General features: G+C 71.5%; 13 protein-coding genes. 7 read left to right on the plus strand and 6 right to left on the minus strand.

All coding sequences use genetic code 11. From position 1 onward, the window contains the following. Positions 1-26 precede the first annotated feature (26 nt). The 3 genes from ACZ67T_RS19030 to ACZ67T_RS19040 all read left to right on the plus strand — a co-directional run bounded on the left by ACZ67T_RS19030 (position 27) and on the right by ACZ67T_RS19040 (position 2,640). Positions 27-716, plus strand: coding sequence for an alpha/beta fold hydrolase (locus tag ACZ67T_RS19030; RefSeq protein ID WP_469985341.1), 690 nt, complete (start codon positions 27-29; stop codon positions 714-716). A 132-nt stretch (positions 717-848) separates the two neighbouring features. Beyond that, positions 849-1,493, plus strand: a complete 645-nt coding sequence (locus tag ACZ67T_RS19035) for a GOLPH3/VPS74 family protein (protein ID WP_469985343.1) — start codon at positions 849-851, stop codon at positions 1,491-1,493. 187 nt (positions 1,494-1,680) lie between these two features. Beyond that, positions 1,681-2,640 (plus strand): nucleoside hydrolase, encoded by a 960-nt coding sequence (locus tag ACZ67T_RS19040; protein WP_469985345.1) that lies wholly within the window; start codon positions 1,681-1,683, stop codon positions 2,638-2,640. A 76-nt stretch (positions 2,641-2,716) separates the two neighbouring features. Here the strand turns inward: ACZ67T_RS19040 and ACZ67T_RS19045 are convergent, their stop codons facing one another. Continuing rightward, a complete protein-coding gene (locus ACZ67T_RS19045; RefSeq protein WP_469985527.1) occupies positions 2,717-3,766 on the minus strand; it encodes an NAD(P)/FAD-dependent oxidoreductase in 1,050 nt (349 codons plus the stop codon). Between the two features lie 116 nt (positions 3,767-3,882). On the opposite strand from ACZ67T_RS19045, the gene ACZ67T_RS19050 reads away from it, so the two are divergent. Further along, positions 3,883-4,476, plus strand: coding sequence for a helix-turn-helix domain-containing protein (locus tag ACZ67T_RS19050; RefSeq protein ID WP_469985347.1), 594 nt, complete (start codon positions 3,883-3,885; stop codon positions 4,474-4,476). Positions 4,477-4,480: 4 nt separating this feature from the next. Here ACZ67T_RS19050 and ACZ67T_RS19055 read toward each other — a convergent pair whose 3' ends face one another. Continuing rightward, positions 4,481-5,014, minus strand: a complete 534-nt coding sequence (locus ACZ67T_RS19055) for a GNAT family N-acetyltransferase (RefSeq protein WP_469985349.1) — start codon at positions 5,012-5,014, stop codon at positions 4,481-4,483. 187 nt (positions 5,015-5,201) lie between these two features. On the opposite strand from ACZ67T_RS19055, the gene ACZ67T_RS19060 reads away from it, so the two are divergent. After that, the gene (locus ACZ67T_RS19060; protein WP_469985350.1) at positions 5,202-5,957 is read left to right on the plus strand and encodes a hypothetical protein; all 756 of its coding nucleotides are present in this window, start codon (positions 5,202-5,204) and stop codon (positions 5,955-5,957) included. A gap of 43 nt (positions 5,958-6,000) precedes the next feature. Continuing rightward, positions 6,001-6,936: a hydroxymethylbilane synthase gene (gene hemC / locus ACZ67T_RS19065; protein WP_469985352.1), complete on the plus strand. Its 936-nt coding sequence runs from the start codon at positions 6,001-6,003 to the stop codon at positions 6,934-6,936. A gap of 103 nt (positions 6,937-7,039) precedes the next feature. On the opposite strand, the gene ACZ67T_RS19070 is transcribed toward hemC, so the two are convergent. Beyond that, the gene (locus ACZ67T_RS19070) at positions 7,040-8,191 is read right to left on the minus strand and encodes a serine hydrolase domain-containing protein (protein ID WP_469985353.1); all 1,152 of its coding nucleotides are present in this window, start codon (positions 8,189-8,191) and stop codon (positions 7,040-7,042) included. Positions 8,192-8,754: 563 nt separating this feature from the next. On the opposite strand from ACZ67T_RS19070, the gene ACZ67T_RS19075 reads away from it, so the two are divergent. Next, entirely contained in the window at positions 8,755-9,543 is a 789-nt protein-coding gene (locus ACZ67T_RS19075; protein ID WP_469985354.1) for a hypothetical protein, read from the plus strand. Between the two features lie 32 nt (positions 9,544-9,575). On the opposite strand, the gene ACZ67T_RS19080 is transcribed toward ACZ67T_RS19075, so the two are convergent. The 3 genes from ACZ67T_RS19080 to ACZ67T_RS19090 all read right to left on the minus strand — a co-directional run bounded on the left by ACZ67T_RS19080 (position 9,576) and on the right by ACZ67T_RS19090 (position 13,903). Continuing rightward, positions 9,576-10,052 (minus strand): (2Fe-2S)-binding protein, encoded by a 477-nt coding sequence (locus tag ACZ67T_RS19080; protein ID WP_356274990.1) that lies wholly within the window; start codon positions 10,050-10,052, stop codon positions 9,576-9,578. An 11-nt stretch (positions 10,053-10,063) separates the two neighbouring features. Next, positions 10,064-12,400 carry a molybdopterin cofactor-binding domain-containing protein gene (locus tag ACZ67T_RS19085; RefSeq protein WP_469985356.1) on the minus strand — a complete coding sequence of 779 codons (2,337 nt, stop codon included), beginning with the start codon at positions 12,398-12,400 and terminating at the stop codon, positions 10,064-10,066. Positions 12,401-12,589: 189 nt separating this feature from the next. Then, positions 12,590-13,903, minus strand: coding sequence for an aldehyde dehydrogenase family protein (locus ACZ67T_RS19090; RefSeq protein ID WP_469985358.1), 1,314 nt, complete (start codon positions 13,901-13,903; stop codon positions 12,590-12,592). Positions 13,904-14,000: the final 97 nt, after the last annotated feature.

The following is a 14,000-nucleotide window of genomic DNA, read 5'->3' on the forward strand; positions in this document are numbered from 1 at the left end:
GACGGTCCCATCGTGGAGGGTGCACCATGACCACGTACGTGTTGATCCCTGGAGCCGGCGGCTCGGCCTGGTACTGGCACGGGGTCGGTGACGAGCTGATGCGCCGGGGACGGGACGTCGTCTCCGTGGACCTGCCCGGAGACGACGCCCGGGCAGGTCTTCCGGAGTACGTGGACACGGTTGTCGACGCGGTCGGTGACCGGACCGACCTGGTGGTCGTGGGGCAGTCCCTCGGCGGGTTCACCGCGCCGCTGGTGTGCCCGCGCCTGCCCGTGTCGCTCCTCGTACTCGTCAACGGGATGATCCCGCGGCCCGGCGAGACCCCGGGGGAGTGGTGGGCCCACACCGGTCATGAAGAGGCCCGCCGCGCGAACGACGTGCGTGCGGGCCGCGACCCCGACGCGGAGACCGACCTGGAGACGTACTTCCTGCACGACCTGTCGCAGACGCTGATCGACGCGTCGGCGGAGCACGACCAGGACGAGTCCGCGGCGGCCTTCGCCACGCCGTTCACCCTCGACGTGTGGCCGGCGGTGGAGACGCGGGTGGTGACCGGCCGCGACGACCGCTTCTTCCCCGCCGACTTCCAGCGCCGGGTGGCGGAGGACCGGCTGGGCATCACCCCCGACGAGGTGCCGGGCGGCCATCTGGCGGCACTGAGTCACCCGATAGAGCTCGCCGACTGCCTCGAGGCCTACGTCAAGGAGAACGCCTGACGTCCGCCGGCGACCCCGGTGGCGTGACGCGCCCTTCAGGACGCGCGCCCGGCCGGCTCGCCGGCTGGGCCCGGCACCGCTCCACCCACTGGGCGGATCACTCACGGTCGTGATCGCCGTAGCGTCGACGCCATGACGCAGACTCTGTACGGCCGGACCTATCTCATGGCCTACGACACCTCCGCCCACGGCCTCTACGACCGCACGAGGACCGGGTTCCTGATCCGGGCCGCCGTCCTGGCCGAGCTGGCGATCCGGGGGAACCTCGTCGCCTCCGGAGGCGATGTGTCGGTCGCGACGCCGGGACCGACCGGGGACCCGGTCCTCGACCTGACGCTCAGCCATGTCGCAAGCGCCCGGCGCGGCTGGAAGTCCTGGATCAGGCACGACCGCAAGGAGACGCTGCACGCGGTCGAGGACAGGCTCGTCGCCGAGGGAGTCCTCGCGGTCGAGGAGAAGACGTCTTTCGGCCGGTCCCGCCGTGAGGTGACGGTGCGGGACGCCTCCGCGGTCACCTCGCTCCAGGCCACGGCGGCCGGGCTTCTGCACGGCATCGAGCCGGCCGCGCGGATCGCGCCCGCCGACGCCGCGCTGGTGGCCCTGGCCGCCGCCGGCGGCATCCGGTCGGTCGTCTCCCGATCGGATGCCCACGCCCGCAAGGACCGCATCGGGGAATTGACGGCACGGCTCGACGCCGTGGCCCCCGGCCTGGGCAAGGCGGTCGGCGGTCTCCGCATGACGATGGTGGCGGCACAGGGCGGGATGGGCGGTGGCTGACGTCCCTGACGCGGACGCGCTCCCCGGCGAGTCCTCGCCATCGCCGTCCTCGCCCTCGGGACAGCCTCCGCATCGCGGCGCCCCGCACCGACCACGTAGTGAAACCCCGACGTCCCCACCGGCCACTCCTGACACCCTGGCCTCCCGGAACACGAACCCGCACGTGCACGAGGAAGTCGAGAACCCCATGAACAACGCACCGCAGCCGCTCTACTTCGACTGCGACACCGGCATCGACGACTCGATGGCCCTGGCCTACCTCCTGGCCTCGCCCGAGATCTCCCTCGTCGGCATCGGCACGGTCAGCGGCAACGTCGACTCGACGCAGGCCGCCCGCAACACCCTCGCGCTCCTCGAACTGGCCGGACGGCCCGAGATACCCGTCGCCGTCGGCGAGCACGACCCGCTCGCCGGCACCTTCCCCGGCGGCGTGCCCCACATCCACGGCGTGAACGGCATCGGTGACATCGAAGTGGCCGACGCCCAGGCCGCCCCCGAGGCCGAGAGCGGACCCGAGATGATCGTCCGCCTGGCCCGCGCCCACGAGGGCCGCCTGCGGCTCCTGACCACCGGCCCCCTCACGAACATCGCGGCCGCCCTCAAGCTCGACCCCGAACTCCCGGCCCTGGTACAGGACATCACCATCATGGGCGGCGCCGGACTCGTCTCCGGGAACGTCACGCCCGTCGCCGAGGCGAACATCTACAACGACCCCGAAGCGGCCAACGCGGTCCTCGGCGCGCCGTGGGACATCACCCTCGTCCCCCTCGACGTGACCCTCTCGCACACCCTGGAGGAGTCGCACCGCACGCAGCTCCTGGAGTCGGAACGCCCCATGGCGCGCGCACTCGGCGAGATGCTCGACGTCTACTTCGCCTTCTACGTCCAGACGTTCGGCCGCCCCTGCTGCGCCGCGCACGACCCGCTGGCCGCCGCCGTCGCCACCGGCGGCGTCGTGGCGAGCATCGCCCCCCGCGTGCACGTGACCGTGGACGACACCGACGGACCCGGCCGCGGCCAGACCATCTGCGACCTGCGCGGCGCCCACCAGGGCTTCCCGGACCAGCCCGGCGCCCGCTGCCGCGTCGTCCTCGCCGCGGACACCGACGTGGCCGCCCATCTGACCGAGCGCATGCTCGCCCTATGACCAGGACGAAGGGACATGGGCCCCACCGCGCCGGCGCGCGGCTCAGGGCCTCACGGCTCAGGGAAGACCCTCCGCGTCACAGGCCGTGACGCCGGGTGCCCAGAACCCGCTCGCACACCTGGCGTTCGGCCTCCGGCGAGAACCCGGAGAAGTCGGCGCGCCGCGCCTCGACGGCGGCACGGGTCTCCTCCGCCACCAGATCGGCATTGATGGCCGCCGCCGCGCGCAGTCCCGCGGCGGCCGAGCCGATCACCTGCTCGGTCAGCTCGGTGACGTTGCCCGCCGCCCACACCCCGGGAACCGCCGTCTGGCCGGTGGGACCGGCGGGGACGCGCATGCCGATGACCATGCCGTTCAGCTCCTGCTCGGACAGTTCGAGCCCCAAGGAGGCGAGGAACCCGGCGCGCGCGGTGAACCGGGGCGCGACCACCAGGGTCCGGAGCGGCACGAACGTGCCGCGCTCCAGGCGGGCTCCGGCCAGCCGGCCGTTCTCGCACTCCAGCGCGGTCACCGTGCCGTCGACCACGCTGATCCCGCGGGCGGCGAGCTGTTCGTACTCCTCGTCGGTGGGCTCGGGCGCGGTGTGCAGGAAGAGGGTGACGCTCTCGCTCCACTGCCGCCACATCAGGGCCTGGTGCACCGCGGCCGGTCCCGTACCGAGGACGCCGACCACCTGGTCCCGGGCCTCCCAGCCGTGGCAGTACGGGCAGTGCAGGACGTCCGAACCCCACAGTCCGGCGAGGCCCGGCACCTGCGGCAGCTCGTCCACCAGACCCGTCGTGACCAGGATCCGGGCGGCGCGCACGGCGTCGCCGTCGTCGAGCACGACCCGGAAGTCGTCGCCGTCCCGCTCGGCCGTGACGACGCGGCCCGTCACGATCTCCCCGCCGTACTGGCGCACCTCGTCGCGGCCGGTGGCCACGAGCTCGCCGGGAGGTGTGCCCTCGCGGCCGAGGTAGTTGTGCACGCCGTCGGCCGGGGCGTTGCGCGGCTCGCCCGCGTCGATCACGAGGACCGAGCGGCGCGCCCGCCCCAGGGTCAGGGCCCCGCTCAGCCCGGCGGCGCCACCGCCGATCACCACGACGTCGTAGCGCCGCTCGTCACGCGAAGGGTCAACGCTCATCATCGGCTCCGTCTGCTCGCTCAGCTCATTGCTCATGGGAGTGCCTCCGTTCGGTACCGAGCCTGCGCCGGTTCCGTCCCGGTTGACAAAGTTATTTGCCGTAAGAGCAAAATCGAGGCATGAGTGACGACGAGTTCACCCCGGTGCTGGCCGGCGTGGGGCCTCGGTTGCGGGCCCTGCGGCACGAGCGCGGGACGACCCTGGCCCGGCTGAGCGAGCAGACCGGCATCTCGCTGAGCACCCTCTCGCGCCTGGAGTCCGGGCAGCGCAAGCCCACGCTCGAACTGCTGCTGCCGCTGGCCAAGGCCCACCACGTGGCGCTCGACGAGCTGGTCGGCGCACCCGGCACCGGCGACCCGCGGATCCACCCGCGCCCCATCACCCGCAACGGCCACACCTACATCCCGCTGACCCGGCACCTGGGCGGTCTGCACGCCTACAAACAGATCATGCCGGTGCGCGAACTCGGCGAAGGTGTGCGGCCCGAGCAGAACACGCACGAGGGCTACGAGTGGCTCTACGTGCTCACCGGCCGCCTGCACCTGGCCCTTGGTGACCACGATCTCGTCCTCACGGCCGGTGAGGCCGCCGAATTCGACACACGCACCCCGCACGGCTTCGCCAACGCCGGTACGTACCCGGTCGAGTTCCTCTCCCTGTTCGGCCCTCAGGGCGAGCGGCTCCACGTGCGGGCGCGGCCAAGCGAGGGATGAGCTCCTACGCCGGCTTCGCGTCGGCGGCGGCGAACCGGGCGTAGTACACCAACACCGGCCGCAGGCCCCGGCGTTCGTACAGGCGCTGCGCCCCCGTGTTTGCGGCCAGGGTGCCGATGAGCAGGTCGGTGACGCCCATGCGGTCCAGTTCGGCGTCGACCAGGTCGAGCAGGAGGGTGCCTGTGCCGTGGCCGCGCTCGGCCGGCAGGACGGACAGCGACTGGAGCTCGGCGATGCGGGCGCCGGTCACCCAGGTGTCGTCCGGGCCTTCCTCGATCTGTACGAAGGCGTACCCGACGGGCTGCCCGTCCCGTTCGGCGAGCAGTACGAACGAGCCCTCGTCGAGGATCCAGCGCCGGTAGCGGTCGCGGCGCAGCTCCCAGGAGTCCTCGTCGGGAAAGTAGGTGAACCCGGGCTGCACGGACTGGTGATGGGCGTGCAGCGCGAGCCACAGGGGAGCGAGGCGGTCGATGAACTCGGCCCCTCCCTTACGGACCGTGAGGTCGCCGTCGGTGTGCCGGGCCTGGCTCGTGTCCACGGACTTCTCGCCTTTCGTGTGCCGGTACGGGGCGTGCGACCCGCCCTCCCCATGTGAGCGGTTACTACCCGCCAAATCGCCGCAGCCATAGTAAAAGACAGAAACATTCCGAGCCCTCTTGCGAGTGCATAGCAAACGCTTACATGCTGTCGCGCAGCCCGCACGCCACCGAGTACGAGGAGAGACGATGAATCCGCTCCGTCTGGCCACAGCCGCCGCAGCCGCCGTACTGCTCACCATGGGTGCGGCGGGCGAGAGTTGGGCCTCGACGCCCACCGTCCGCTGGACGACGGGCGCACCGACGCCCGTCACCGAGCTGACCCTGCCGATGTCGTTCGAGTCGGCCCCCGACGCGTCCGGCATCTACTTCGCGTACTACACGACCCTGGAGAGCGGGACCCGGCCGTACGCGGGCTTCCAGCCGAAGCCCGCCGTCGACGGAAAGCCCACCCTCCAGGCCGTCTTCAGCTCCTTCAACGCCAACGCCACCACCACGGACAGTCACTGCAAGTACGGCGCCGACGGCGGCGCGGGCGTCAGCTGCGCCGTCCAATTCCCGTACACGAAGGGCACGATGTATGCCGTCAAGCTCTCGCGGGTGAGCGACGACGGTACGACGCAGCTGATGAACGGCGAAGTCGTCGACACCGAGACCGGGGCCGGCGTCGCGCACATCGGCAGCTTCAGGCTTCCCGTCGCGTCCGGCCGGTTCAAGCCCGCCGACCAGGGGTTCATCGAGCCGTACCTGACGGCGGGCTGCTCGCAGCAGGTCACCGTCACCTACGGCACACCCGTCGGGACGGAGGGCGGGAACACATACACCGGAAGCCTCCCCACCGTCACCGACCCCGCGTCCGGCAGCTGCCTGAGCAGCACCTCGACCGACACAGCGGACGGCCGGAAGGTCACCGTGACGGGCGACCAGTTCACCACCGGCGGCTGAATACGCGTCGGACGGGCGGACATGACCCTCTATCGTGGAGGACATGTCCGCCCCTGAACTGATCCGCATCGTCTCCCGCGACTCGCCCATGGCACTGGCCCAGGTGGAGCGCGTCCGCGCCGAGCTGGCCGCCCTGCACCCGGGAATCCGCACCTCGGTCGTCCCCGTCAAGACGACCGGCGACAAGTGGATGGGCGACCTGTCCCTGGTCGAGGGGAAGGGGGCGTTCACCAAGGAGGTCGATGCCGCGCTGCTCGCCGGTGAGGCCGACCTCGCGGTGCACTGCGTCAAGGACGTGCCTGCCGACCGGCCCCTGCCCGCGGGAACGGTGTTCGCCGCGTTCCTCAAGCGGGACGACATCCGGGACGCCCTCATCCATCCGGACGGCCTGACGCTCGACCGACTCCCGTCCGGCACGCGGATCGGCACCTCCTCCGTGCGCCGCATCGCCCAGCTCTCCGCCGCGTACCCGCACCTCGAGTGCGTGCCGATGCGAGGCAACGCGAACCGGCGCCTGGAGAAGCTCGCGGCGGGCGACGCCGACGCGCTCCTCCTGGCCGCCGCCGGCCTCGAACGCATCGGGCGTACGGACGTGATCACAGAGGTCCTGTCGCCCGAGGTCATGTGCCCGCCGATCGGCGCAGGGATCCTGGCTCTGCAGTGCCGTGAGGGCGACACCGACCTGATCGACACGGTCTCCGGGCTCGGTGACCCCGACGCCCACCGCGAGGCGAGCGCGGAGCGCATGTTCCTCCATGTCCTCCAGGGGCACTGCAACAGCCCGATCGCCGGGTTCGCCAGGGCGGAGCGCAGCGGTGATCTGTCGCTGCGGGCCTGCGTGTTCACCCCGGACGGGAAGACCGTGCTCAACGCTCACGAGTGGGCCGGCCCACTCGACCCCGCGACCCTCGGCACCTCGGTCGCCGTGGCCCTGCTGCGGCAGGGAGCGCGTGATCTGATCGACTCGATCTCGCACTGAGCCGCCCGCCCCCCCCAGGGCTCCCACCGCGAGCAGACGCGCGGAGAACGCTGCTCGTGGCCAGGACCGGCATGCGGCCGACGCGTTCGGCCTCCCCTGACGGTCAGGCGTTCGCGGCGGCCGCGTACCGCCAGAAGTCGCGCATCAGCGCGGGCGGGGTCGGATCGGTCATGTGCACCTGCGTGAACAGGATGCCGACCACGCCCGTGGACGGGACGAGGTGTGCCGTCGTTCCGGTGCCGCCGACCCAGCCGTAGCGGCCCATGACGTTCCACACGTCGATGGGCGCCACGTCGACCGAGCCGCCGAAGCCCCAGCCCTGCCCCTCCGTGAACAGGCCGCTGGCCTCGCGCTGAGCGGTCGTCAGATGATCCGTCGTCATCTGCCGTACCGCGTCGGCCGACAGGAGACGCCGGTCGCCCGTGACCCCTTCCGCGAGCAGCATCCTGGCGAAGGCGTGCCAGTCGTCGACGGTCGAGACGAGCCCGCCCGCTCCGGACGGGAACGCGGGCAGGCTGCTCCACTGCCCGTCGGGAGCGTCCGCGAGTTCGAGGCCGCCCTCCGGGCGCGGGCGGTAGGACGTGGTGAACCGGTCGAGCTTGCCGGCCGGCACCTCGAATCCGGTGTCGGTCATGCCGAGCGGCTCGAAGACGCGATCGGCCAGGAAGTCCGGCAGCGCGCTCCCCGTCACCCGGGAGATCAGCACTCCCTGGATGTCGGAGCACGTGTTGTACAGCCATGCCTCACCCGGCTGGTTGAGCAGCGGGATTCGGGCGAGGTGCGCCATCCACTCGTCGGGCGGCGGGGCGAGCTGGGGGGAGAGGCCGTTCTTCTGGAGCCCGAACAGCGACTGGACCGCCGGAAGCGAGAAGTCGGACGGGAAGCCCCACCCCGCGCGGAACGTCAGGAGATCGGCCACCGTGATCGGCCGGGCCGCGGGGACCACGTCGTCGACCGGAGCGTCCGGCGTGCGGACCACGACCGGTTTCGCGATCTCGGGAAGCCACCGGTCGACCGGGTCGTTCAGCGCGATCCGCCCCTCGTCGACCAGCATCATCACGGCCGCGGCGACGATGGGCTTGGTGATCGAGGCGATGCGGAAGATCGAGTCCCGGGCCATCGGAGTACTGCCTCCGAGGGCGGCCGAACCCGCGGTCTCCACGTCGACCCGGTCACCACGGGCCACCAGCGCCACCGCCCCGGGCAGCGAGCCGTCGTGGACGTGCGGCGCGAGAATGTCCTGCAAGCTGGTCATCGATCCACCTTCTCGAGTGTGGGGTCGAAGGGGAGACTCCCCACGCGGCGCGGATTCATCGGCCGGGGCGGCGCCGACCTACCCGAAAGGCGGCGGGGAGGCGGCCGGATGACCCAAGAGGCGACAGCGATGAGGCCTTGGCGGTTCGTGGTCGGGTTCGGCACGGTCAGTACTCCTCGTCGACTTCGCCCACGCGGGCGCCCGCTCGGTCACCGGCCCCTCCTTGCCTCGATCGCGTTCGGCGCTCTGGTGAGGGGCCGGCGACCGGTGTGCAGGGGGTGAGGGCACCTTGCGCGCAGTCGTGGGCGGGGCCGCGTCGGGGGGCACGACATCTCCATCCTTGCGCTGATCGCCGTGGTGGGCGTGATCCAGGTCGTCGCCGTACTCCTGGTGGCCGTCACCGGCGTCAGGCTCCGCCGCGCGTGACCGCCCCGCCAACGCTCAGGCGGCGGCGGTCAGTTGGGGATGAACGCCGGTCGTGGACCCCCGATTCGCGACGCGCGAGGTCCGGATTCGGCCGCACGTCTCGGCGGGCGGCGGGAGTTGCGCATAGGCTTCGCGCCATGCTGCGCCTCGTCGATGCCTGCTCGGGCCTCCCTGTCGCTCCGGTGATGCACCGGAGCGTGGTGCGCATCGGCGTGCCCCTGGCGCTTCCCGAGGGCGGCGAGGCGCTTTCCGACGTACGGGCGATGCTCGTCGCCGACGTCCTGACCCGCGTACTGGAGCTTTCCGGAACCATCGCGTACACAGGGCTGATCTGCCCGGACGGGGCCGACGAGCGGCGCGCGGCGCTCCAGGCGCGGGCCGCCGAGCTCGGCATGCACCCGGCCGCCGCGCACGGGGACGAGCGGGGTGTGGAGGGCGAGCTGGGCGGCCCGTTCGCTGTCCGTGTGGGACCGGACGAGGACGCGCCCGACGAGGCGAACGGGGACGTCATCCGGCTCGCCGTCGGCGACGTCCACGCCGCCGACGGTGTCGCGGACCGCGCCGACGACCCGTTGGCCCTGCGCCTCGCGCTCCTGACCGAGCCGCGCACGGTGTCCCTGCGCCTCGCACCCGCGTCGGTGTCCGCCGCCCATCACACGCTGCTGCGGTGGCGGCACGCGGTGGCCACCTGGGCGGACAGCCCGTCCCGGCCCATGCCCGGACCCGCCCGTGACAGCATTCGCGACTGCCTGGAGAACGACCTCGACCTGCCCGGGGTGCTGCGCACGCTGCACCGCCTGGAGCACTCCGGGGACGCCCCGGCCGGAGCGCTCTTCGAGACCTTCGCGTATGTGGACCGGGTACTCGGCCTGGACCTCGTACGCGACGTCGGCAGAGGGCCCGCACCTCCCCGGCCGCTGACCTAGGGCCCTTGGCCGGGACGGCGCACGACGGGCGTTCACATGTTCTTCGCGCCCGCCCTGATGGCCTCGCGGATACGCGTGTACGTGCCGCAGCGGCAGATGTTGCGGATCTCGTCGAGGTCCGCGTCGGTGATGTCGCGGCCGGCCTCCGCCGCGCGCCGGACCTTGGCGACCGCCGTCATGATCTGGCCCGGCTGGCAGTACCCGCACTGCGCGACATCGAGGTCGAGCCAGGCCTCCTGCATCGGGTGGAGGTCCTTGCCCACCGTGGCGGGCAGACCCTCGATGGTGGTGACCTCGTCCTCGGGGCCGATCTTCGACACCGGCACCGAACACGGGTTGAACGCCTTGCCGTTGATGTGCGACGTACAGGCCTGGCACACGCCGAGGCCGCAGCCGTACTTGGGTCCCGTGACGCCGAGCAGGTCCCGCAGGACCCACAGCAGCCGTACGTCGTCCTCGGCCTCGACCGTGATCTGCTCGCCGTTGAGCTTGAAGGTGTGACTGGGCATGGCGGGGCTCCTCAGAAGGCGCGGTCGAGACCGTCGGTGGGGGACTGGGGTGTGGACGGTTCGAGGGGCAGCGGGTCGAAGGAGAGGGTGGCGTGGTTGATCGGGAAGCTCGTCGGCAGGGTGCCGGTGGCGCGCGCGTAGGCGCAGGCGATGGCGGCGAACGCGGGCGCGACGCCCAGCTCGCCCGCCCCTGAGGGCTTGTCACCGGTGGACGGCATGACGATGACGCGCAGTTCGGGCGGGGTGTTCCACTGCCGCGTGTAGAAGTAGTGGTCCCAGCTGCCCTCCAGGGGGATGCCGTCCTTGATGTGCAGGCTGGAGGTGAGGGCCATCGCGAGCGCGTCGTTCATCCCGCCCATCATCTGGGCCTCCAGACCACGGGGGTTGATGGCGAACCCGGCGTCGACGACCATCAGGGCGCGGGTCACGCGCGGGCCGGTGACACCGTCCCTGACCTTGCGGTTCACCGTCTCGGGCCGGCAGTCGATCTCGACGAGCGAGGCGACGGCGCCGCGGTACTCCGTGTGCAGGGCGATCCCCTGTGCGACACCCGCGGGCAGCGACCTGCCCCACTCCCCGGCCTCGGCCGCCTTGTCGAGGACGGCGCGCAGCCGCTTGTCCTTGAGGAACTCGCGGCGGAACGCGACGGGGTCCTTGCCCATTTTCGCGGCGAGTTGGTCGACGATGAGCTCGCGCGCGCAGGCCACGTTGGGCGAGTAGATGTTGCGCATGCTGCCGGTGTTGAACTTCAGCGGCACCTCGTTGAGGAGCTGTGTGGTGACACCGAAGTTGTACGGCGTGGACTGGGTCAGCTGGAAGATGGTCTCGGCGAACGTGAGGTTGCCGGCCACTGGCAGCTTCGCCGCCGTCGATGTGATCATCTCTCCGAGCCCGTGCCCGAAGTCGGTCTGCGAACTGGTGTGACGCTGCTCGTAGCTGACGACGTTGCCGAGCGCGTAGGTGGCGCGCACGCGCGAGATGCACATCGGATGGGTTCGGCCCTGCCGGAAGTTGTCGGTCCGTGACCACGACAGCTTGACCGGCTTGCCCATCTTCTGAGAGATCTCCGCGGCCTCGGCGGCCACGTCATGGAAGAGATGCCGCCCGAACGAACCGCCGCCCTCCACCACATGCACCGTGACAGCCGTCTGCGGCAGCCCTAGCCGGTCGGCGATGTCGCGCTGCGCCACGATCGGCACCTTGAGGCTCGCCCAGATCTCGGCGCGGTCGGAGCGCACGTCGGCGATCGCGTTGTCCGGCTCCAGCGGGCTGTTGCTGGCGAACGCGAAGGTGAACTCGGCGTCGATCTTCTTGGTGAGGAGCGGCGGTACGACCATGGGCAGCGCCGCGGCCCTGAGCTTGGCGAGGACGGTGTCGTCCGACTCCTTGTCCACGGTGCCGGGGCCCCAGGTCACGTCGAGCGCCCGCAGCGCGTCGATGCACTGACCGAAGGTCTCGCCGCGAACCGCGACACCGTGCTCGACGGTGGCGACATCGGTGATGCCCGGCATGTTCCTGACGGCGTCGGCGTTCGCGACGGCGACCACCGTGCCGTTGACCGTGGGCGGCCTGCGCACCATCGTCGGCTTGGCGTCGGGCACGTGCAGATCCATGCCGAACTTCTTGGCGCCGGTCACGATGTCGCGTGCGTCGACACGGTTCTGCGGTGTGCCCAGGATCGTGAAGTCGGACGTGGACTTGAGGTGGGCGGAGGCGGTGACGGTGCGCGTGGTGGCGGCGGCCTCGGCGAGCGAGCCGTACGTGGCGCTCTTCGCGGTGCCGTGCGTGATCACGCCTTCGCGCGTGGTCAGTTCGGACTCCGGTACGCCCCATTGCTGTGCGGCCGTGGCGACGAGCCGCTGCCTGGCGACGGCCGCGGCGGAGCGGACGGGGAGGTAGATGCTGCGCATCGAGTTGGAGCCGCCGGTCAGCTGGTTCATCAGGAGTTCCGGGCGTGCGTCGGCCAGGGACACCCGTACCTTCGCCAGCGGGAGGTCCATCTCCTCGGCGATCATCATGGCGACCGCCGTCGTCATGCCCTGGCCCACCTCGGCGCGCGGAACCGCGAACGACGCCGTCCCGTCGGAGTGCACCTGCACGGAGATCAGGCCCGACGTGGGCGCCGCCGCCAGGGTCTGCATGTCACCGAGGTCGAAGAGCTCCTCGGGCTGCGGCACGGAAGGCACCGCGGCTTCTGCGGACTCACCGCCCACGGCGTCCAGGCCGATGCGCGCAGCGACCGCCAGCGTCGGCGCGGCGAGCAGATAGGCGAGCACCCGCCGGCGTCCGGGACCGCCGGGGCCATCGGGTTCTACGGGTTCACGTGGCGAACGGCTCTGTTCTGCCATGGGGTGCCTCCCGGCGCACGGATTGAGTTGATCAACCGGGGAGCCTAGGGCGCGGGAGGCGGACGGTGTATACGGTGCGAGGAAGCTCCACATGACTGCCACACACTCGCGTATGCGGGGGCAGTCGAGGCTCACGGCTCGCGGCTGCGAGAGGGGCGGGCCGCCGGGACCCGCCCCGCCCTGGCCGGTTCAGCGCAGCGGCACGTCGAGCCGGGCCTTGCGGTGGCTGAACGTGGCGATGGAGTGAGGGCCGTGATAGTTGCCGAGACCGCTCTCGCCGACTCCGCCGAACGGCAGCTCGGGGACGCGGAGATGGGCCATCGGCAGCCCGAACCCGATGCCGCCGGAGGACGTCTCGTCGGCGAGGCGGCGCCGGGTGTCCTCGCTCTCCGTGAAGCCGTAGAGGGCGAGCGGCTTGTCGCGGCCGTTGATGAACTCGATCGCCTCGTCGAGCCCGGCGACCTCCACGATGGGCAGGACGGGTCCGAAGATCTCCTCCCGCATGACCGGCTCGTCGGGCTTCACACCGGTGAGGACCGTCGGCGCGATGTAGGTGTCGTCGCGGTCGGTCTGCCCGCCGAAAGCCGTCGTCCCGGAGCCGAGCAGCGCGGACACCCGGTCGAAGTGCCGCTCGTTGACGATGCGCCCGTACGCGTCCGAGGACTGCGGGTCGGTGCCGAACATCGCCTCGACCGCCTTGGCGAGCGCGGCGGCGAGCTCGGGGGCGGTCTCCGGGTCGGTCAGCACATAGTCGGGGGCCACACATGTCTGCCCGGCGTTGCGGAACTTGGCGCCCGCGAGGCGCTCGGCGACTCGGTTGAGATTGACGTCGCGGTCCACGAACACCGGTGACTTCCCGCCCAGTTCGAGGGTGACCGGGGTGAGGTGCTCGGCGGCGGCGCGCATGACGACGCGGCCCACCGTTCCGTTGCCGGTGTAGAAGATGTGGTCCCAGCGCCGGGCGAGCAGCTCGGTGGTCTCGGGGATGCCACCCTCGACGACGGCGACGGCCTCCTTGTCGAGGTACTCGGGAACCAGGCGGGCGATGAGCGCGGAGGTCGCCGGGGTGACCTCGCTCGGCTTGAGAACGACGGTGTTGCCGGCCGCGAGCGCGCCCACGAGCGGCACGAGCAGCAGCTGCACCGGGTAGTTCCAGGGCGCGATGACGAGGACGGTGCCGAGCGGGTCGTACTGCGTCGCGGCGGCCGAGCCGTCGGGCAGGCCCGCGAGGGCGCCGGACGCCACGGGCCGGGGGCGCAACCACTCGTCGAGATGGTGAAGGGTGTGGTCGATCTCCCGTACGGGGAAGTCGATTTCGGTGGCGAAGACGTCGGCGCGCGGCTTGCGCAGATCGGCGTACAGGACGTCCGCGATGTCACCGCGGTGCTCGGTGAACATGGCGCGCAGCCGGGTGAGCTGCTCCCTGCGCCAGGCCAGCGGCCTGGTGCGGCCACCGGCGAAGGTGGCGCGGAGGCGGGCGACGAGGTCTTCGATGTCGGTCACGAGGGGTCTCCTGCGAGGGGGTGCTCGGCGGGTGCCGAGCGGGACGTCAGGGGTGGGGGAAGTCCGCGGCGGTGGCCCGGGGTGGGCACAGTGTGGC

It is taken from the genome of Streptomyces sp. NPDC107517 (assembly GCF_055582645.1).